We start from the raw sequence: 22,880 nt of genomic DNA, 5'->3' as shown, positions 1-22,880 counted from the left end.
CGTACGCAGGCAACGGGATGCCTGGATGGGTACCGTTGGGGGTCAACGGGATGCTTGGATGGGCACCGTTGGGGGTCAACGGGATGCCAGGTTGGGTATCGTTGGGGGTCAACGGGATGCCTGGATGTGCACCGTTGGCGGCCAATCCTGGAGGGATGGCCAACCGAATGTTTGGATGGCGATACATAAAAACGCGTGCCGCAGGCACGCCACCAGCAGGCGTCCTGAAGGGACGACACAAAACAGCGAAGGGTTAAGGAGCCGGAGGCGACGCAACCCTGGTTCTATTGAGTGCCCGAACTCCAGCCCCAACGGGGCGGGACTATGAAGGGCTCTCTTGGAGTTCCCGTCACCTTCGCGAAGCCCTCCGCGGAGCCGCCCCTTCAGGGCTGGTGTCCGGGAACCCCGAACAACCAGGGTTGCGTCGTCGTCCCGACTCCTTAACCCTTCGCTGTAATGTGTGACCCCTTCAGGGTCCCTGCTGGTGGCGTGCCTGCGGCACGCATTTTTAATAAGTTGTGGACCAAACATGGGGCCGGCCATCCCTTCAGGATTGGCCGCGAACAACGATAGTCCAAGCATGATCCTGATCGCAGGACCGCCTTCGCTGAAATGTGTGACCCTTACAGGGTCCCTGCTGGTGGCGTGCCTGCGGCACGCGTTTTAAATAAATGGTGGTCCAACGTGACGTCCGGTCGCACCTTCAGCGCGACCCGGGGCGGGCCCATCCCGGCCTTGCGTTATGTCGGGATAGGCACCGTCCGCGGCCAACCGGATGCCTCGATGGGCACCGCTCGCGGCCAACCGAATCCCTCGATGGGCACCGTTGGCGGGCAACCGGATGCCTGGATGGGTACCGTTGGCGGGGAACGGGATGCCTGGTTGTGCACCGTTGGCGGGCAACGGGATGCTTGGATGGGCACCGTCCGCGGCCAATCCTGGAGGGATGGCCAGCCGAATGTTTGGATGGCGATACATAAAAACGCGTGCCGCAGGCACGCCACCAGCAGGCGTCCTGAAGGGACGACACAATACAGCGAAGGGTTAAGGAGCCGGAGGCGACGCAACCCTGGTTCTATGGAGTGCCCGAACTCCAGCCCCAACGGGGCGGGACTATGAAGTCCCTCCTGGAGTTCCCGTCACTTTCGCGAAGCCCTCCGCGGAGCCGCCCCTTCAGGGCTGGTGTCCGGGAACCCCGAACAACCAGGGTTGCGTCGTCGTCCCGACTCCTTAACCCTTCGCTGTAATGTGTGACCCTTACAGGGTCCCTGCTGGTGGCGTGCCTGCGGCACGCATTTTTAATAAGTTGTGGACCAAACATGGGGCCGGCCATCCCTTCAGGATTGGCCGCGAACAACGATAGTCCAAGCATGATCCTGATCGCAGGACCGCCTTCGCTGAAATGTGTGACCCCTTCAGGGTCCCTGCTGGTGGCGTGCCTGCGGCACGCGTTCTAAATAAATGGTGGTCCAAAGTGACGTCCGGTCGCACCTCCAGCGCGACCCGGGGCGGGCCCATCCCAGCGTTGCGATGGGTGGGATGGGCATTGCGTGTGGCCGGACGGATGCTTGGGTGTGCACTGTTGGCGGCCATCCCACCTGGATGGGCCGCCAACTGGCGTCTATTCGAAGCAGACCAGGCGGCCTTTCTTGTTGACCACCAGGATGGCCTGATCGTCGACCGCCGGCGTGGCCAGGATCGGTGCACCCTGCAAGGCGTCGTTCTCGGCGACCAGCTTGCCGCTGAAACAATGGACCAGCTTGACCAGCCCTTCCTGCGTGGCGACCAGGACCTTGTCCCGGAACACCACCGGTGAGGCGATGAGCGACCGCTCGCTCACGCCTACCGCGAAGGATTCCGCACCGGTCGCGGTGCTGTGGGCGTGCAGGCGACCGCGTTCGTCGCCCAGGTAAAGCAGCCCGTAGGCCAGCGAAAGGGAGGTCGAGGGCGTGTAACCGAGCGAGGTACGCCAGGCGACCTCGCCACTGTCAGCGGAGACGGCCACCAATTCCTTACCCAGCACCGCGTAGACCGTCTTGCGGTCCGCGGCCGGGGTCGGCGTCAGGAAACCCTCGCCCTCGACCAGGGCCAGGCTCATTTGCTGGCCACCGGCCAGGGGGCCGCTCGACCCGTTGCCCGATGCCTTGGGCCAGATTCGGCTGCCGTCGCGCAGGCTGATCGCCACCAAACCCTCCGTTTCGGTCACGAAAATCGCCTTGCCGTCCAACAACAACGGCGTGGCGTTGGCGCCGCCGAGCGAACTCAGGCTCACTTGCCAGTTGATCTTCAGCGGGAGCTTTCCGAACAGGCCTTTTTTGGTTTTGATCGAGACCACTTCGTTCTCGCGCGTCGTGGCCAGGAACGCCTCCTCGCCGATCAGGGCCAGCGACGTGGCGTAACTGTTGAGCGAGGTCGATCCCTTCTTCTTGCCGTCCTTGATGCGATAGCCGTTGAACAGTCCCACGTCGTTGCCCATGAACACATGGGTTTCGTTGGCGACCGGCGAGACGTGCGAGCCCAGGCCCTTGGCGGTCCAACGCAGCTCGCCCTCGTTCAGATCGACCGCGTTCAACAGCCGGTTCTCCGACGAAAAGTAGGCCGTGTCGCCGAAAATGACCGGCGAAGATTTGACCTTGTCTTCGATTTCCGTTTGCCAGCGCACCTTCAAGGTGTCGCGGTTGGCGGCACGCACGAATCCCGTGCGATGGCCGTTGCCCTGGAAACTGTCCCAGGATGCGGTGGTCGCCGCCGAGCGGGTCTTCAGCGCGGCGGTGTAGGAACCACCCGGCTCGGCCGTGATCGTCTCGTCGATGTAATTGCCCTTCTGGTCGAGGCCGTTGATGACCCAGGTTCCCGCGTTGAGATGCCGCGTTTCGCCCGGCTGTACCGGCTCGCCGTTGACGAACAGGTGCAGGTCGCTGGGGGGGAGGACCAGGTCGGCTTTGGTGGCGCGCTTCGGTTTGTTGGCGGGTTGGGGACTTTTGGTGGTGGGCGCGGACCGGGACGGCCGCGTTTGCTCGACGGGGTCGGGCGTGTTCCCGCCCGTCAGATTCTCCAACGTTTCGGGCTCGAAGATGTACACATAGGCGGCGACTGCCGCAATCAAAATCACCACGATGGCCAAGATCTTGTTCATGAAAGGAAGGTCCTCGAAAAAAATGAAATGGAGCCGAACCGAAGCCCGGCCGTTCCAGTATGGCTGGTGAGGCCTGGCCCACCGGTTTCGGCGGAAAGCCCGAACGAAAGGTGTTCGTATCGAAATATAAAACCGCGGGTCGGTGGAACTGCCTCACCCGCGGTGCGATAAAGTGGTTCCCGAAAAGCGATCCCCGGCGACGCACGAGCCTCGCGGGGATCGTCCCCTGGAATGGTATCGTGAAGGATTGCGACGGAACAACTTACACGAATCGAGCGATCGGCGACCAAGACGCCCCGGCAGGGGTTCGGTCGAGATCTCACCGTTCGGAGTACGCTCGATGTTCCTCGAACCGTGCCGCGGCGAAAAGACGCGCGATCGCTCCGGGCCTCACTCGGTGAAGCCACCCTTCGTCATTTTCATCGGATCCAGGTACTTGTCCAGTTCCTCCGAACTCAGATCGGTCATTTCCAGGGCCACGTCCTTGAGCGCGCGGCTCTCGGCGAAGGCCTTCTTGGCGATCTTGGCACCCAGGTCGTAACCGATGACGGGGTTCAGCGCGGTCACCAGAATCGGGTTCTTGGCGACCAGGCCGGCGATGTGCGCTTCCTTGACGGTCAGCACCTCGACCGAGCGCTCGGCCAGGTTGTTGGCCGCATTGGCGAGGATCTCGATGGATTGCAACAAGTTGTGCGCCACCACCGGCAGCATGACGTTCAGCTCGAAGTTACCGGACTGGGCCGCGACCGTGATGGTCGTGTCGTTGCCGATGACCTGGGCACAGACCATGGCCACCGATTCCTCGATCACGGGGTTGACCTTGCCGGGCATGATCGAACTGCCGGGCTGGATGGCCTTCAGTTGGATCTCGCCCAGGCCGCCGTAGGGACCCGAGTTCATCCAGCGCAGGTCGTTGGCCATTTTCAGCATGCTGCAGGCGAGCGTCTTCAGTTGGCCGCTGGTTTCGGCGGGTGCGTCCACCGTGGCCTGGGCTTCGAAGTGGTTGACCGCTTCCGTGAAGGGACGGCTGGTCAGCTCGGACAGGGTGGAGGCGAATTTGTAGCCGAATTCCCCGTGCGTGTTGATGCCGGTTCCCACGGCCGTGCCGCCCTGGGGAAGTTCGCCCAGGCGGACCAGGGTCGCGTTGACGCGCTGGCGGCCCAGGGCGATTTGGCGGGCGTAGCCGCCGAATTCCTGCTGGATCGTGACTGGCATGGCGTCCATCAGGTGGGTGCGTCCGGTTTTGACCACGTGGGCGTATTCGTCGCCCTTGTTCAGAAACGCCGTCTCCAGGCGCTCCAGAGCCGGGTACAGTTTCTCGTGGACGCTCAACAGCGCGGCGACGCGGATCGCGGTCGGAATCACGTCGTTGGAGCTCTGGCCGAAGTTCACGTGGTCGTTGGGGTGGACCTTGACGTGGTCGTTGCCTTCGGCTGCGGCCAATTCCGTGGCGCGATGGGCGATCACTTCGTTGGCATTCATGTTACTGCTCGTGCCGGAACCGGTTTGGAAGATATCGATCACGAAATGTTCGTCAAGCTCGCCGTCGATGACTTCCTGAGCCGCTTTGACGATGTAGGTGCTGATCTCGGCATCCAGGCATTCCAATTCGGTGTTGACCTTGGCGGCGGTTTGCTTGATCAGACCCAAGGCTTTGATGAAATCGCGATTGAAACCAATCCCGCTGATGGGAAAGTTGTTGTGGGCACGCTGGGTTTGGGCGCCGTAGAGGGCGTTCTTGGGAACTTCGATCTCGCCCATGGAGTCTCTCTCGATTCTGGTTTCGCTCATAAGGCTGTTTCCTTTTCTGCTTGAGGTTTGCTGCTGGCAGCCGGTCGACTGGACCGCGTATCTTGATGGAAAAAAGCAAGTTAGCCGGGTAAGTGGGGCCGAGCTGGCGGGACCGGTCGCCCGCGGTCGACGTGCCCCGGAACGAGTCGCTCGGCATGGGCCGCCGCTCCGTTCGGTGGTTCGCTCGGGGAAGCCGAAAACAGGAGGTGGAGCGGGCGGGCTTCGAGCCGGAATCCGGCTCCCCATTATACAACCGAAGCCGAGGATCCGAGCCGGAAGTCGCGTCCGATTCGCTCGACCGGGTGGGGGTCGGCCCCCGGTCGACGGGTCCCTTTCGCGCCGTACCGATTCAGCGCATGGCGACCAGGTGGGCCGCGACGCTTTTGGAGAGGCCGTCCAGGTCGTACCCGCCCTCCAGAACCGAAAGAATGCGGCCGTCACAATGGGTTTCGGCGAGGCTGACCACCATCTCGGTCATCTCCGCGAATCCCGACTCGGTCATCTGCATCGAGCCCAGCGGGTCGTCGCGATGGGCGTCGAATCCGGCCGAGACGATGATCAGGTTGGGCTTGAAACGGTCGCTGATGTCCGTCAGGTCCTTTTCGAACGCCTTCAGGTAGGCCAGGTCGCCGGCGCCGGCGGTCATGGGGCGGTTCAGCGTGTAGCCGGTACCGTCGTCGCGACCGCGTTCGTCGGCCCGACCGGTGCCGGGATAGAAGGGATACTGGTGGCAACTGTAGTAGAACACGGTGGGATCTCGTTCGAAGATGTGCTGGGTCCCGTTGCCGTGGTGCACGTCCCAGTCGATGATCAGGACGCGACGGGCCTTGAGATGGGCCTGCGCGAAGCGGGCCGCGACCGCCACGTTGTTGAAGATACAGAAGCCCATCGCGTGCGACAGTTCGGCGTGGTGGCCCGGCGGGCGCACGCCGCAGAACACGCGCCGGTGGGTGCCCCGCTTCATCAACTCCAGGCCGGTCAACGCCGAACCGGCCGCCAGGTTGGCCGCAGTCAGGGAGTCGCGACAGACCGTGGTGTCGCCGTCCAGGTAATTGCCGCCCGTTCGGATGATGTTGCTGACGTATTCGATGTAGCCCAAGGGATGTACGGCCGCGATCTCGGCCTCCGTCGCCTCGCGCGCCGCGTACTCGGTGACGTCGCCGATCAGGCCGGTTTCCTTCAAATGCCGGTTCATCGCGCTGAGGCGTTGCGCCCGTTCGGGATGGCCCAAGCCGGTTTCGTGTTTGAGGCAGAAGGTCGGGCTTATGTAGGCGACCGTTTGGGTTTGGCTTTGCACTGTCATTGTGGGAACCCCTGAGGAAAACAAAATGATGACATGCGTCGCCAACGGTCCGATGTGGCACACGGCGGCGACCGAATCTGGAAACGGCCGGGTTCCGCCCCTCGAAATCGGGTGGGATCGACGGAACCGGACCGGGTATGGATCAAATCATGGAAAACGGAAATCGATGGATGCGAATGCTCTGGCTTCCGGGAACTGTGGTTCTCTTTCATTTTACGCCATGTCCCGGGTCCAAACCTAGAGGCTGGCGTGCCCCGATTGGAGCCACCCGGGTGTTGAACGCGACGACAAGTCGCCGATGGCGGGCCTGATCGCACGACCATGCCGCCCCCTGCATCGCCCTGATCCTCACCGACGAGGGATCGGGGCGCGTTTCGGAATGTCGCTCGCGCAACCGCAAACGATCCCGAATCGAAGCGTGTCGACCCGATGACGCTCGGATGTACCCATCGTGGCCGTCCAGTGCCGATCCTACTTTCCTGCTTTCTCCACGGCCCGTTCGAATGCTATCGTTTGCCTCGGATTACCCCCCTCTCTACAAGCGATGCGCCAAACCCGAATCGAGGCATGACCCATGGTGTATGTTTCTTTCCGTTCGACCGCCTTTTCGGCTGGGTTTCAGCCGCCTTCCGAACCCAGATCGGAACGCGAGGTGTTCACGTCCTTGGCATCTATCAAACCGTCCGCAATTCGATCGCACGACCGTTCGGGTGGAACCTGGGCATGGTGGCGAGACGGAGCGGGTCGTCTGGATGACGGCGGGCTCGGCTCGGCTGGAAACCACTTCGAGGTGGGCACGGAGTTCACCGCACTTCCCGATCCTGTGTCGGCGGAGGTCATATGAGCCAGGAGGTTACGGCACTGCTACAGGACTGTCGCGAGCGACGGATCCAATTGTGGGTGGAAGGCAGGAAACTTCGCTTCAAAGCCCCCCGGGGCGCGCTGGACGGCGAACTGCGCGCGCGAATCGCCGAATGCAGGGCCCAACTGATCGAAGCCCTCGCGTCATCGCCGTCGTCTCCGGGGGGCTCCGTCTCATCCGGGACCCAAGCGCGAGAGGGCCTCCAACGCTTTCCGCTCAGCGCCGCCCAGCGTCGTCTCTGGTTTCTGGACGCGCTGGAGGGCCGCGCGCTCACCTACAACATCGCCTTCGCCTGTGTGATCGAGGGCCCTTTGCAGGAAGAAGACATCCATCACGCGCTCCGGCACATCGTGCAACGCCATCCCGCCCTGCGCACCAGGTTCGGCGCGGTCGACGGCGAGCCCTTCGCCGAGGTGATCCCCGAAGTCACCTGGCGGCCGGAACCCTTGGGGCCGAACGATGGACGACTGGACGAAGCGACCCTGATCCGCCAGGTGGCCGATGCCGCCGCGACTCATCATTTCCGGTTGGATCGGGCGCCCCTGCTTTGGGTGCGACTCGGCCGTCTGGGGCCCGATCGGTTCCTGATGGCCACGACGTTCCACCACATCGTTGCCGATGGTTGGTCGGGTGGCGTGTTCCTGGCCGAGCTGAGATCGCTGCTGGAAGCGCGTCTGGGCGGTGGTGCACCGCGGTTGCCCGCGCTCGTGCGCCAATACCGCGATCACGTCGCCGATCGAGCCGAAGCCTTGCGCGGCGAGACCGCGAGGAACCTCCAACGGTATTGGTGTCAGGCGCTCGATGGCGCACCCCAGACGATTCCGCTCCCGCTGTGCAAGCCGCGGGGGCAGAGTCGCGACCACCGAGCCGGTTTATTCTCCTTCGCGCTGCCCGCGGAGATGTGTTCGGCTGTCCGAGATCTGGCCAAGGATTGCAAAGGCACGCCCTTCATGGTGTTGCTGGGCGCCTTCTGTGCCGTGTTGCGCCGGTTCGGCGCCGGCGACGACATGGTGATCGGTACGCCGGTCGCGGGCCGGGATCATCGCGACGATCGGGACTTGATCGGGTTTTTCGCCGACACGGTGGCCCTGCGCGTCGATCTTGGCGGCGATCCCGCCTTTCACACCATCGTGGATCGCCTGCGGAAGACCGCGCTCGGCGCCTTTGCCCATGCCGCCTTGCCGTTCGAACAGGTGGTTTCGGCGGTCGGAGCTCCACGATCGACGGACCACAACCCCATCTTCCAAGTGATGTTCGCCATGCAGAGCGATTTGATGGGGCATTACCCGCCTTCGGATTCCCTGCCCCGAATAACCCTGCTTCCCAGCCACCCGGCGCATGCCCATTTCGATTTGACCTTGAATGTCTATGAAGGAGAAGGGGTCTATCATTGCGGTTTTGAATATGCCGCGGATCTTCTCGCCGAATCGACGGTCGAGGCCATGGGCGGCGACTTCCGGCACCTGATCGCCGCGTTGACCGAGGCTCCCCGAAAACCGCTATCCAAACTCGTGCTCTACAGCCCCGAGAAGCGGCGGCTTCTGGCCGAAGCCCCCAACCGCCTCTTTGCCGGTCGGTCGGGGCAGGGGACGGCCGAGGACGTGCTTGCCGCGTTCCGCGACCAGGCGGCGCGATTCCCCGAGGCCACCGCACTGGAGACGACGGATACCCGCATCGACTATGGCGATCTTCGGCGCCGGATCGCCGAAGCGGCCGTTCATCTGCGGCAAGCGGGCGTCGGACCCGAAGTCAGGGTCGGCCTCGGTTTGGGTCGCGTGCCGCAACAGGTCGTCGCCATGATGGCCGTGCTGGAGGCCGGTGGCGCCTACGTGCCCATCGATCCCGGGTACCCCGATGCGCGGGCACGGCTGATTGCCGAAGATGCGGACCTCGGGCTGGTGTTGACCCAGGCGGGCGTCGCCGCGGCCCATGGTTCTCTGTTCCAAGCGATGGGTTTCGCTAGGCAAGCGGGTCACCCGCTGGAAGCGCTGGGACTGGACCTTTGGCAGGGCCCGGCCAGCATGCGGTCGGGATCGGATCGGCTTGGCCCGGCCCAGGCCGAGAACGTCGCCTACGTCATCTACACCTCGGGCACGACCGGCACGCCGCGCGGCGTGTCCATCACGCGCGGCGGCTTGGCCGCGTTCTGTCGCTCGGCACGATCGCTGTACGGGTTCACGCCGAGCGATCGCATCCTGCAATTCGCTTCGGCCGGTTTCGATGCGGCCGTCGAAGAAATATTCGGCGCCCTGACCTCGGGTGCCACGCTGGTTCTGCGCGACGAGGACATGATCCGTTCCGCGGCGCATTTTTGCGAAGCCACCCGTGCCCACCGGATCAGTGTGTTGGATCTGCCGACCGCCTTCTGGCACGGCCTCGCCGCCGACCCGTCATGTCTGCTTCCCGAATCGGTTCGAATGGTGATCATCGGCGGTGAACGAGCCGGTGCCGAGGCCTGGCGGGATTGGTGCGGTCGGCACGAGCGGGTCGCACTCGCCAATACCTACGGACCCACCGAAACGTGCGTGGTCGTCACGGCCCATCTCCGTGCGCCGGGCCAAACGCCGGTGGCCGGAGAGGTGCCCATCGGCAGGCCCGCGAGCCACGTGCGCGCCTATATCCTGGACGCCGCCCTCGAACCGGTTCCGCCCGGGGCCGTGGGCCAGCTCTACCTAGGCGGCCCCAGTCTGGCACGGGACTATCACGGTCGCGCCGCATCGACCGCCGAGGCGTTCGTGCCCAACCCGTTCGGCGATCGACCGGGCTCGCGGCTCTACCGCAGCGGTGACCTGGTGCGGCTCGATGAACGGGGTCGGATTCTGTTTCTGGGGCGTATGGACCGTCAGATCAAATTGCGCGGGTTCCGCATCGAGCCGTCCGAGATCGAACGCCGGCTTTGTGAACAGGAAGCGGTGGGTCAGGCCGTGGTGCTCAAACACGGCGACGCCGACGACGCCTACCTGGCCGCTTATGTGCGTCCGGCAACCGCCCGGATCCCAGCCGACGACCGCGCTCTGCACCGCATTCGCCAGGCGCTGGCAGCCAGCCTGCCCGCCTTCATGACACCCTCCGCCTTCGCCTGGGTCGCCTCGTTCCCGCTGACATCCCATGGCAAACTGGACGAGCGCGCCCTGCCGCCCGCGACGCCTTTGACCGAACCCCTGGGCGCCCCGCCCCAAGGCCCTCTGGAGGAATCGCTGGCCGTGATCTGGTGTGCCTTGCTCGGCATCGAGCGCGTGGGCCGCACCGACAACTTCTTCCAAATGGGCGGGCACTCGCTGCTGGTCACCAAGCTCATGGCCCGCATTGAAAAAACGTTTGGGAAGCAGGTGGCGATGCGGGATTTTTTCCTGACGCCCACCATCGCTCGATTGGCCGCACTCGTTTCCGATTCGGCGCCTTCCCCGGCAGCGGGGCCCATCCAACCCCTTTCCGACCGCGACCGGCTTCCCCTTTCTTTTTCCCAGCGCCGCCTGTGGTTTTTGGCGCAGGTGGAAGAAGCGGGACCGGCCTACAACATCTCGGGTGGCTTCCATATGGAGGGTACCCTGGATCGAGATGCGCTGGAGCGGACGCTGATGTTTCTGTCGGAGCGGCACCCCGCTCTGCGCACGCGATTTCCGGATGAGAAGGGCGTTCCCTACGCGGAGGTCCTGGACAAGCTCCCGACCACGACCGTCATCGATTTGAGCGCGCCCACCGAGGCGGCGTTCGAGGCGGCGCTGCAGCGTCTTCTCGAGGATGAGGCGGTCCATCGCTTCGACCTCGCTCGGGGACCGCTTTTTCGGGCCTTTCTGATTCGTCGCTCGGACGACCGACACGTCCTATTGCTGAACCTGCACCACATCGTCGCCGACGGATGGTCGATCGATGTGTTCCTGCACGAAGCGGCGACCTGTTACAACGCGTTTCGCGACGACCCAGGTCGGCCCGCTCCGCTCCAGCCGCTCGCCTTGCAGTACGCTGATTTTGCCGCCTGGCAGGCCCAACGCCTCAGTGGCGATTATCTTCGGCGGCTCACCCGGTTCTGGAAGCGAAAGCTAGGCGATCTTCCCGAGGCCGCGCCGCTTCCTACCGATCGGCTGTGGTCCGACCGGCGCGATCGCGGCGGTGCCTGCCTTGCCTTTGCCCTGCCGCAAGATGTCGCCACACGGCTGAACGTCCTGTTTTCCAACCATGGGGCAACCCCGTTCATGGGATATCTCGCGTTGTTTCAGCTCTTTTTGGCGCGCCTGATGGATTGCCGGGTTGTGGTGGTGGGCACCCCCGTGGCGGGTCGGCACCACGCGGACTTGGAGGGCCTGTTCGGGTTTTTTGTCAATACGCTCGTGCTGCGGACCCACGTCTCTCCGTCCCATTCCTTCCTCGATCTTCTGGCTCGGGTCCGCACTGAATGTATCGACGCCTTCGCCCACGGAGAAATGCCGTTCGACCTGCTCGTCGAGGAGCTGGAGGTGCCGCGCTCGATCCATCGGATGCCCTTGGCTCAAGTCTTCTTCGCGTTCGAGCGCGAAAGTGCCATGCCGAGCTTTGGCGATCTGACACTGCGCCCTCTGACGGGCCAGGCCCGGCACGCCAAGTTCGATCTGGATCTGCTCATTCGCGAGGACGCCGGACAAACCCAGGGGCTGTTGCAGTACAGCACCGACCTGTTCGAAGCTGCCACCATTCGCCGTTTCGCCACCTACTTCACCTGTCTGCTGACAGCCGTCGCGAGCGAACCCGAGCGATCGATCCTCGATCAACCGCTGTGGGAATCCGCCGACATGCAGCGCCAGCTCGCGGATTGGAACCGTACCGAGGTGGCCTATCCACGCGAGACCACCCTCCACGATGCCTTCCTCGAGGTCGCCACGCGCGAACCCGACCGAATCGCGCTGGAGGATGCCCGGACCGGTGCGACCACCAGCTACGGCGAACTCGCCCGGTGCAGTGAAAATTTGGCGAAATGGCTGCGTTTGAAGGGATTGTGCTCGGGGGACCTGGTCGCCGTGGCTCAGGAGCCTTCGCCGCAGTGGGTGACGCTGCTTCTCGCCGTGATCCGCGCTGGCGGCACGTACGCCGCCCTGGATCCGGGAACGCCGGCGGTCCGGTTGGCGGATATGGTGCGCGACGTCTCGGCCCGGTTCTTCGTCGGCGGAGATCGGGGCATTCTCGAAGGCGGTTACCTAGGGGCCGAAGAGCTGCTGGAAGCATCGCGGTGCGCCCCGAGTGAACCGGTGAGCCTGCCGCGTTTGGACGGGTCCTGGCCATTTTGCCTGGTGTTCACTTCCGGATCTACCGGCAAACCCAAAGGCGTTCTGTTGCCGCATCGGGCCATGTTGCGGCTCCTGTTCAACTCGCCCTTCCATCTCATGGGTCCGGGTGATCGGGCCACCCACCTCTACAACCCTGCCTTCGACGTGTCCAATCTGGAAATATTCGGTTCGCTCTTGCACGGGGCTACGCTGGTGTTCCTACCCCGGGACATCATCACCGACCCGGTCGCCATGAAAGCATGTCTGCAAGAGCGGCGAATCAACCGTGCCGACCTCCCAACCGCCTTGATGGATCATCTCGTGAGTTTGGATCCCGATGTTTTCGCCGGCCTGGATTCCTTGGCGTTCGGTGGCCAACAAGCCGAGTCGCATATCGTCGCCCGACTGCTGCGAACGCATCCCGATCTGGTCCTGTTCAATCACTACGGTCCGTCCGAGAACGGCGTGAACACCACTTCGGCGCGGCTGAGCGGAACCTTACCCGATCACGCCGCGGTGCCCATCGGCGTTCCCATCCCCAATACCCGGGTCTACGTGGTGGACGACGACCTGCGACCGGTGCCGCCCGGCGTACCGGGCTATCTGCTGACCGGCGGCGACGGTCTGGCCTACGGTTACCTGAATCGGCCCGCGTTGACCGCGGCGGCGTTCATCCCGGACCCGTTTTCGGGGAAGTCGGGGGCGCGGCTCTACCATACCGGCGATCGGGTGGTGCTTCGGAGTGACGGCAACCTGTACTTTCTGGGGCGCCGCGACGGCCAGGTGAAAATCCGTGGGTTTCGGGTGGAGACCGGGGAAATCGCCGCGGTGCTGGCGGGCTTTCCGGGCATCGGCCAAACCGCGGTAGACTGTCGCGGCGTGGGCCGGCAAGCGTACCTCGCGGCCTACTTCACGGCTCGTGAACCCATCGATGTCGAAGCCCTGCGACGTCATGCCGAGCAGCGTTTGCCGGCCTACATGGTGCCGTCGCACTTTGTCGCATTGGCGCGACTGCCGATGACAGCCAACGGGAAATTGGATCGAGCGGCCCTGCCCGAGCCCGAAGCGGAGGATGTCGCCACGCAGGCGCCACTCTCCGCGACAGGCATTCGCCTTGCGGAAATTTGGCATCGTGTCCTGGGCTGCACCTGTGGCGCCGAAACCCGGTTCTTTCAGGCCGGTGGCCATTCCCTGGCCGCCGTTCGCGTGGTCGCCCTGGTTCGCGAAGAATTGGGGATCCGGCTTCCGGTGCGCGCCCTGTTCGATCACCCCAGGTTGGGCGCCCTGGCCGACCACCTGGACGCGCTTCGCCTGCAAACCACCACTGCCTGGTTACCCTTGAAAGCGGGGACGCGGTCCGGGGGTGACGCGCCGCTTTCATCCCAACAGGAACGGCTGTGGTTTCTCGAACGATTGGAACACGCCGGTGGAGCCTACAACGTGACATCGGTCTGGCGGGTGTCGGCGGCCCTGGACGCGAACCGTTTGTTGGCGTCCCTGGAGGCTGTCGCCCAACGCCACGACATTTTGAGAACCCACTGGCCCGAGATCGAGGACCGGCCCCGAGCCGTAACCCGCGCCCGCGTCACCCTCGACTACGTGTACATGGATTTGACCGCCCTGGCGCCGGACGAAGCCGAAGCCGAATCTCGGGCCATGTGCGTCGAGGCCGGGCGGCGTCCCTTCCGTTTGGCGCACGATGGTCCGCTTCGGCTCCTGATCGTTCGGACCGATGCCGAAGCCTATCGCGTGGCATTGGTCATCCACCACATCGCCGTCGACGAGTGGTCCAGCGAGATATTGATGCAGGATTGGGCTCGGCTCTATGAGGATCCTGGCGCCGACCTGGCGCCACTCGCGTTGCAGTACGGCGATTACGCGACCTGGCAGCGCCGCTGGATGCAGACCTCCGAAGCCGAAACGCAGGCCACCTGGTGGCGCGACCATTTGGCGGGCATTCCCAGCGTGTGTGATCTGCCGCTGGACCGGCCGAGAGCTCGAACGCCTCATGTGACCGGAGCGGATCACGCCTTCGTGTTGCCGCGCGAACTGCGCCACCGCGTGGAACGCTGCGCACGCGAAGTTCAGGGGACCCCGTTCATGGTGTGGCTGGCCGCGTTCGCCGCCCTGCTGGAGCGCCACGGAGCCGGATCCGATATCGTGATCGGTACGCCCGTGGCCCAACGAGAATTACCGGGAACCCAGAACCTCATCGGGTTTTTTACCAACAGTTTGGCCTTGCGTTGCGATCTCTCCGGCGACCCCGATTTCGTCACCCTGTTGGCGCGTGCCCGCGGCGAAGTCCTGGATGCGTTCGACCACGCGCTGCTGCCCTTTGCCGAAGTGGTGCGGGCCGTTCAGCCCACCCGCCAGTTGGCGGTCTCACCGCTGTTCCAGGTGTTGCTGGTGGTGCTGGAAGATGCGGCCCCCGCCCACGACGCGTGGGGCGGCACATGGACGCCGGACCCGATTGCCGGCGCCGCCGCCAAGTTCGACCTCACGCTGTTTCTGCAGGCGACCGATGGAGGTTACGCCGCGGCCTTCGAGTACAACGCCGAAATCTTCGAGGCGACCACCATCGTTGCGCTGGCCGAACGTTTGGAACGCCTTCTGGACCAGGTGACGCGCGATATGCGGCGACCCTTGTCGAAATTGCAGGTCCTGCGCGAGACCGATCGCGAATTTTTGCGGTGTCATGGAATCGGGCCAGCCTCCCCGGTTCTTGCCGGTCGAAGCGCGCCCGTTCATGTGGCCGATCTGACCGAACGGGCGGCCCAGGTCCACCCCGACTCGATCGCCCTTTTGGATGGCGATCGCGGCTTGAGCTATTCCCAACTGGATCAGGCGGCCAACGCGCTGGCCACGCGTTTGATGGATTTTGGCGCCGAGGTCGGGCGACCCGTGGCGCTCTGCATGAAGCGCGGCGCCTTCCAGATGGTTGCCGTGGCCGCCATCCTCAAAACGGGTGCGGTTTGTTTGCCGTTGGATGCCGACCAACCACCGGCCCGCTTGTGGTGCATGTTGGACCAGGCCCAGCCCGACCTGTTGCTTCACGACGGCAGTGCGCCGGTGGGATTGATGCCCCGCCAGGGCATTCGGCTCCAGCTCGATTTCGAGACCTGCCTCGAGGGCGCCGATGGACGGCATTCGCCCGATGTCGGGCTCACCGCACAACATCCCGCCTATGTGCTTTTCACGTCCGGTTCCACCGGGACTCCCAAAGGGGTGGTGATGCACCACGGCACCTTGGCCAACCTGGTGACCTATCAATGCGGTCAATCGGTGCCGCAACCGCGCACGCTTCAGTTCGCCTCCTTGGCTTTCGACGTCTCCTTTCAGGAAATTTTCGCAACCTGGGCGGCGGGGGGCACCCTGGTCCTGCCCGATGAGGACCACCGCCGCGACCCGCACCGGTTACTTCGGTTCCTGAACCGGCACGCCGTCGCGCGATTGTTCCTGCCGTTCGTGGCGTTACAGAGCCTGGTCGATGCGGCCCTGGAAGCCGACGATCCGCACTTGCCGCATCTGCGTCAGATCATCACCGCCGGCGAGCAACTTCAGGTGGGCCCGGCCATGCGGCGCTTTTTCCACGCCAACCCGGACATGCGGCTCGTCAATCAGTACGGACCCACCGAGACCCATGTGGCGACGGCCTTTGCGCTACCTTCCAACCCGGACGATTGGGATGCCCTGCCGCCCATCGGCAATCCCATCGATGGCGCCCGCGCCTACGTTCTGGATCGGTCGATGATGGCCGTGCCGCCGGGCGTGTCCGGCGATCTCTACCTCGGCGGCTCGATCCCGGCGACGGGTTACGTGGGGCGTGCCCGCATCACCGCCGCGCGCTTTCTACCCGATCCCTTTGGCGAGACCCCCGGCAGCCGCATGTACCGCACCGGTGATCGCGCCCGGTTCGATGGCTCCGGTCGCCTGCTGTTCTTGGGTCGCACCGACTTTCAGGTGAAGATCCGAGGGTTTCGAGTAGAGCCAGGCGAGGTCGAAGCGTGGTTGGCGAGTCATCGGGACGTGGCCGCCTGTGCCGTGGTCGCGCGGGAGACGCGGCGCGGAATGTCGCTTCAGGCCCATGTGGTTCCCTCGACGCCGCAGGCGTTGGATCTCGGGGCGTTGCGCCTTTGGCTGGCCGAGCGCCTGCCTGATTACATGGTGCCGAGGCATTTGAGGTGTGTGGCCGAACTGCCGCTGACCGCGAGTGGGAAGCTGGATCGACGTGCCCTGCCCAGCCTCCAAACCGAGGTCAAGGCCGCCCCAGCCCACGACGCTCAGGCGGTGCGCCACCCGACGATTCAAATCATCGCCGGGATCTGGTGCCGGGTGCTGGATTTGCCACACGTGGATGTGGCGGATCATTTCTTCGAATTGGGGGGCCATTCACTGCTGGCCACGCGGGTTTTTTCGGCGATTCGCCACGCGCTCGGTCTGGAACTTCCCATCGCCCTGCTTTTCGAAGCGCCTCGTTTGAAGGAATTCGCGGCCCGCGTGATGGCGGCCCGAACCGATGGTCTCTTCAAGGCCGCCGACCCGCTCGAGCCCCGGCCCGTCGCGGAGCGTGACCGGGGCCCGCTTTCCTATGCCCAACAGCGCATGTGGTTTTTGGATGACTTGGAACAGATGGGGACGGCCTACCTGTTGCCGCTGGTTTTTTATCTGGATGGCCCTTTGGACCGGGAGGCCTTTGGCCGGGCGGTCGACGCCCTGTGCCGGCGTCACGAGAGTTTGCGGACCCGCGTCGTGAAACGGGGCGGGGTGCCCCAGGCCGTGGTCGATGCTCCGCGAAACGGCGTCCTGACCTACTTGGACCTCGGTGACCAGCCAGACGGCGACACCCGGTTTCAGGCGGAAGCGCGAGCCCTTCTGCGGCGTGGCTTTCAACTGGATCGGGATCAGCCCTTCCGAGCCGGCCTCTTCCGCCTGGGCCCGACTCGCTACGGATGTTGTCTGGTATTGCATCACATCGCGGCCGACGGTTGGTCGCTCGGTATCCTGGCTCGCGAATTGGGCATCTTCTACCGGGGTGAGCACCCCCCCGAGCTTTCCCTGAACTACGGTGATTTCGCGGTCTGGCAGCGTAGGCTGTGCCGGCCGTCGCGCATGAAAACCACCTTGCTCTGGGCCCGCGAGCGTCTGGCACACATGCCGCCGTCGTTGGATTTGCACGGCGGCAAACCGCGGCCGAAGCGACAGTCCTACGAAGGGGACTCGCTGCGTTTTTCGATTTCCTCCGAACGGCTGAGCGGTCTTCACCGCGTGGGTCGCGAACATGGCACGACCTTGTTCATGACGCTGCTGAGCCTCTACGGCCTGGCGCTGAGTCACTACAGCGGCCGCCGCACCTTCCCCGTGGGGACGCCCATCGCCGGGCGCAACCGATCGGAGACCGAAACGCTGATCGGCTGCTTCATCAACACCCTGGTCCTGTGCCTCGATGTGCGGGGCAATCCCAGTTGGCGCGAGTTCCTGGCGCGCGTTCGCCGGGAGGCGCTGGACGTCTTCGACCGTCAGGACCTGCCCTTCGAATTGTTGGTCGATGCGGTGCAGCCCGAGCGGGATTTGGCGTTCAGCCCAATTTTTCAGGTATTTTTCGCACTCCAGAACACGCCCTCGATCGAGTTCGATTTGGGTGAGGTGGTGCCGCGGCCCATCGACCTGGCCGATGATGCCGCGAAATACGACTTTTCGCTGTATTTCACGGAAACCGCGTCTGCGCTCGAAGGCATCATCGAGTATCGCCGGGATCTCTTTTCTCGGGCCTACGCCGAACGGTTCGCGCGACACTTCGCGGATCTGGTCGATGCGCTGTTGGATCGACCCGGCTCGCCTCCCAACCGCCTGCCCGCGACCATCGGCGCCGAACGCGAAGCGTTGGTCCGGTGGCACTCCGAGATCGGCTCGACGAGCGCCATGCCCCTGGTTCCGTGCCGTTTCGCTTCCCAGGTGGGTGCCGTGCCGAATCGAACGGCGTTGCTGACCGACACCGGTCAGGTGCTCACCTATGCGCAGCTCGATCGGGAAATCGAGGGCATCGTTCGGCGCCTGAGCGCCGGCGGGATGGGCCGAGGCGATCGGGTCCTGCTGCTGATGCCTCCCTGCGTCTCCCTGGTCGCGTCGATCATGGCCGCCTTCAGATTGGGGGCGGCGTTCGTTCCTCTGGATCCCACTCTTCCCACGAGCAGACTGCGCTGGGTCGCCGAGGACAGTGGGGCGAGTGCCCTGTTGTGCCGGAGCGACCACCCGTTGGTTCACGAGTTTTCGGGTCAGGTCATCGATCTCGATCGTCCACCGGCTGGGGATTTGCCGCCCTGCCCGCCCTGCCCGCTCGACGCCCGCGACGCGGCCTACGTCATCTACACCTCCGGCTCCACCGGCAATCCCAAGGGCGTCGCCGTGGAGCACGGTTCCCTGGCCCACTTTTTCGAGGTGACCGGGCGAAAGCTGCCCTTGGGACCCGAAGACTGCCTCTTGGCCGTGACCACCCCGTCCTTCGATATTTCCATTCTGGAAATGCTGCTGCCGCTGGTGAACGGCGCCTCGGTGGCGCTGGTGGAACACAAGCGTTTGACCGAAATCGAGTCGGTCGTCAGATGGGCTCGGGACATCGGCATCACCGTGGTTCAGGGGACACCCGCGACCTGGACCATGTGGCTTGCGGCCGGCTGGACCGGTACACCGCGCCTGATTTGCGGCGGCGAGGCCATGCACCTGGACCTGGCCCGAAAACTATGTGCCCGTTCGGAGCAGGTGTTCAACGCCTACGGTCCCACCGAAGCCACGATCTGGGTTTCGGCACTGGATGTCGCCGATCACCTTGCGGCCGACACGGATGAGGGGGCCATTCCCTTGGGTCTTCCCCTGGCCGGCATCGCGCATTACGTGGTCGATGCCGACATGCGCCTACAACCGCACGGCACGCCGGGCGAGTTGCTGATCGGGGGGCCGACGCTGGCTCGGGGCTATGTGAACCGACCCGGCTTGACGGCGCAGCGCTTCGTTCCGGACTGTTTTTCCGGCGAGCGGGGCCGGCGTCTGTATCGAACCGGTGACCTGGTCGTGCGCAAGCCTGACGGGACCCTCGCGTTTCTGGGTCGGATGGACCATCAGGTGAAGCTGCGCGGGTATCGGATCGAGTTGGGCGAAATCGAAGCCTGCCTGCTGGATATGCCGGAAGTCGCGCAGGCCGTGGTTTCGCTGGTGAATCCCCCGCGGCGGGAAGCGTTTCTGCAAGCCCATTTGGTGTTGAAACAGGCCGGGAAACGGACTCCCGATTGTGCCGCCTATCTGGCGCAACGACTGCCCGAGTACATGATCCCCGCCAGGTTCGAGACGCACGAGGCGCTTCCGCTTTCACCTGCCGGAAAGGTGGATCGCACCTTGCTGGTGCGTCAGGCCGAACGGTCCTCTCTCGGAGCGAATCGCGCGAAGGGCGCGGGGCGACCGCGTTCGGTTCGGGAAGCCATGGTCGTCGACATGATCGCCGAGGTGTTGGGCCTCGAGAAGGTGGGCATCCACGATAATTTTTTCGAATTGGGTGGCAACTCCATCGCGGCCATGCGACTCATCGCCAGGATGCGCGTGGCGTGGGGCGTGGAGGTCGAAGTCGCGCTGGTCTTTCGCCATCCCAGTGCCGCCGCCATGAGTGCGGCCGCGCTGCAATCCGAAGAAACGCGAATCGCCGCGCCGGTACCGCGCGAGAACACCGCCTTGGCACCACTTTCCTTTGCCCAACAGCGGCTTTGGTTTCTCCACCTGCTGCGGGATTTGGGGGATTCATACCATCTGCCGAGCCTCGTGCGGCTCGAAGGCCCCCTGGATGTACCGGCCTTGAAGGGCGCCCTGATCCATCTGCAGCAGCGCCACGAGGCGCTTCGCACCGCCTTCCTGGCCGACGAAGACGGAATGCCGATGCAGCACATCGTCGCCGATCCCCCTTTGCCTTGGCATGAACTGGACGTGTCCGACGCCGGAAGTGCGGAGTGCCGGGCCTTCGAACTCCTGGCCGAACCCTTCGATTTCACGGAACCCGGACTCTGGCGTGCGGTTCTGGTCCGCCTCGGTTCCGATACCCACCTGTTGGGACTGTGTTTCCATCACCTGATCGCCGACGGTTGGTCCCTGAACCTCTTCACCGGCGAACTGGTGGAGATCTATCGGGCCCTTCGCGACGGAGCAATCCCGTCCCTGCCGGACCTTTCCCTGCAACCGGCCGATCACGCCCTATGGCAGCGGGCCCACAGCGCGCATTTCGAGCGGGGTCTGGCACAATGTTGCCGGATGTTGGAGGGCGCACCGCCGATGCTTCCGCTGCCGACCGACTTTCCCTATCCCGAGAATGGGGTTTCCTCCGCCGCCCAGGTTTGGTTGGATTGGGATCCCCTGCTGGTGAACCGGATGGAGCGGGTGTGCCTGGACTTGGAGGTCACGCCCTACGTTCTTTTGTTGACCGCGTTCGGTTTGGCCGCAGGTCGCCTGGCCGGTACGGAGGAACTGGTCATCGGCCTTCCCGAGGCCAACCGCGATCGCGAAGAAATTCAGCCCTTGTTCGGATTTTTCGCCAACACGCTCGCCTTGCGCCTGGATTTCTCCGGCAAACCCGACGTCCGCACCCTGCTCCGCCGGGTCAAGGATAACCTGCTGAACGCCTTGTCCTACCGTCACGTGCCCTTCGACCGCGTGGTCGAGGCGCTGTCGCCACCGCGTGTCCCGGGCCGGGAACCGATCTTTCAGATCCTGTTTTCCATGGAGCCGCAATCGCCGACCGTTGGTCAGTGGTCCATTCCCGGGGTGCGTGTGGAAGACATCGTGCGATCTCGGACATCGACGCCCTTCATGATGGCGCTTGTGCTGGCCACCGGCGCGCAGTCCTACAGCGGCATGTTGGAATACCGGGACGACCTGTTCCGAACGGAGACCGCGTCCTCCTTCAAAGACCTGTTCCAACGTACGGTCGAAGCCCTTTGCGGCGCTGGCGAAACGGCGTTGGATGAGGCCTTGCCGGAACTGCCCTCGACTTGGCCGGGTCGCGGTGACGCCGTGCAGGGGGAGACGACGATTCCGGGTCCCAAAGCGCCTCGAGGAGCGGCGCACCAGGTCCGGCTTCCCCGAGACGGCGTCGAACTGCGCCTGTGTGAGATTTGGAGCGATCTGCTGCAACGCCCGGTGACCGATCCCTTCCTTGATTTCTTCGATTTGGGTGGACACTCCATTTTGGCCGTGCGCATGGTTGCCCGGCTTCGCACCACCTTCGGCCGCTCGGTTCCCCTGTCCGAAATCTTCACCGAGCCGACCATTGCCGCTCTGGCCTCGCGGCTGAGGTCGACCGCGGAGGCCGGCCCTTCGGACAGTGTACTGCTTTTGAATCGTTCGGATCGAGATGATGGCGAACCCCGCCCGGCATTTTTCTGTGTGCCGGGCTCCGGAGGCAGTGCGCTCTATTTGCATCCTTTGGCGAGCGCCTTGACCGAGTACCGGTGCTTCGGTCTTCAGAGCCCGGGACTGGACGGCACGCGCGAACCCCTGACCGACATCGAGGCGATGGCGGCCCATCACATCGCGACCATGCGTTCGATTCAACCCGAGGGCCCTTATTTCCTGGGTGGGCACAGCTTCGGTGGATTGGTGGCGTTTGCCATGGCCCGCATGCTGGAGGCCCAGGGGCGAAGCGTCGCCGGTCTGGTCATCCTGGATACCGCCCTATCGGACCCGCCCGCCGTGAACCCGCTTCAAAGCGAGGACGAGTGTGACTGGATCGCCAAGCTGCTCGCCCAAACCGCGCGCGACACAGGGTGCCGCATCGATCTGGACGAGGCTCGTTTGCGTCGCTGCCCCGAGGCACGGCGATTCGAGGTCGTTCGCGAAGCCCTGGTGGAGGCGGATCTCATTCCTCCCGACCTGGATGTGGTGGCGGTACGGTCCCTTTTTCGCGTCAACGCGGCCAACGTGCAGGCCGCCAAACGCCCCGACAAAGATCCCGAACTGCGTGCGCCACTCTTTCTGGTCAAGGCCCTGGACGGCGTGCGGCAGGCGGACCTCGAGGCCTGGGGTCTGCCACCACGCACGACCGAGCCGGACCTGGGCTGGACGCTCTATTGCCGGAGGGCACCGCTGGTTCGAGAGGTCGCGGGAGACCATCTCGGCATGCTGTCGGCGAAGCACGCCGCCGATACGGCCCGAATCGTCGCGGACATGTTGCATACGGCAGCGTCACATGTGACCGCGGATCGCCAGCGAAAGATGGAAAAAAGTGATATGCGGTCCTGATCGGTCAATTTTTTTCAAATAAGCGCTTTACGATGGTTTATGTGTTTGTGCCGAATGGTTCGGAGACCGCGTGTTTGTAGACGATTTTGTTCGGTTTTGGCTTCCTTGCCGATCCACACCGTGAAGGGATATCGCAGGTGGGAAAAGGGGCGGTCGCTGGTTTCGCGGCCCTTCCTGCCGGAGGAGTGCTTCACCACGCTTCGCGATCGGTAGCCAACCCGCTGTCCTGCAACACTTTGTGTGACGCCTCCGGAGCCTTGATCCACCCCTGTCGTCCAC

At 64.2% G+C, this 22,880-nt stretch carries 4 protein-coding genes; 1 reads left to right on the top strand and 3 read right to left on the bottom strand.

From position 1 onward, the window contains the following. Positions 1–1,621 precede the first annotated feature (1,621 nt). The 3 genes from J3U87_RS08635 to J3U87_RS08625 all read right to left on the bottom strand — a co-directional run bounded on the left by J3U87_RS08635 (position 1,622) and on the right by J3U87_RS08625 (position 6,230). Complete coding sequence (locus J3U87_RS08635) at positions 1,622–3,136, bottom strand: outer membrane protein assembly factor BamB family protein (RefSeq protein ID WP_237382638.1); 1,515 nt, start codon at positions 3,134–3,136, stop codon at positions 1,622–1,624. Between the two features lie 390 nt (positions 3,137–3,526). Next, positions 3,527–4,927, bottom strand: a complete 1,401-nt coding sequence (locus J3U87_RS08630) for a class II fumarate hydratase (protein ID WP_237382637.1) — start codon at positions 4,925–4,927, stop codon at positions 3,527–3,529. Between the two features lie 349 nt (positions 4,928–5,276). Continuing rightward, the gene (locus tag J3U87_RS08625) at positions 5,277–6,230 is read right to left on the bottom strand and encodes a histone deacetylase family protein (RefSeq protein ID WP_237382636.1); all 954 of its coding nucleotides are present in this window, start codon (positions 6,228–6,230) and stop codon (positions 5,277–5,279) included. An 840-nt stretch (positions 6,231–7,070) separates the two neighbouring features. Here J3U87_RS08625 and J3U87_RS08620 point away from each other — a divergent pair. Continuing rightward, entirely contained in the window at positions 7,071–22,601 is a 15,531-nt protein-coding gene (locus J3U87_RS08620) for a non-ribosomal peptide synthetase (RefSeq protein WP_237382635.1), read from the top strand. Positions 22,602–22,880 lie beyond the last annotated feature (279 nt).

Origin of the sequence: Sulfidibacter corallicola, from assembly GCF_017498545.1 — a bacterium.
GTDB classification, from domain to species: Bacteria; Acidobacteriota; Holophagae; order Acanthopleuribacterales; family Acanthopleuribacteraceae; genus Sulfidibacter; species Sulfidibacter corallicola.
Note: the sequence above shows the minus strand (reverse complement) of the source record. Positions and strands in the feature narration are given on the sequence as shown.

Coding starts and splice junctions, on each gene's coding strand:
- J3U87_RS08620 (WP_237382635.1), top strand. CDS start 7,071: ATGAGCCAGGAGGTTACGGCACTGCTACAGGACTGTCGCGAGCGACGG.
- J3U87_RS08625 (WP_237382636.1), bottom strand. CDS start 6,230: ATGACAGTGCAAAGCCAAACCCAAACGGTCGCCTACATAAGCCCGACC.
- J3U87_RS08635 (WP_237382638.1), bottom strand. CDS start 3,136: ATGAACAAGATCTTGGCCATCGTGGTGATTTTGATTGCGGCAGTCGCC.
- J3U87_RS08630 (WP_237382637.1), bottom strand. CDS start 4,927: ATGAGCGAAACCAGAATCGAGAGAGACTCCATGGGCGAGATCGAAGTT.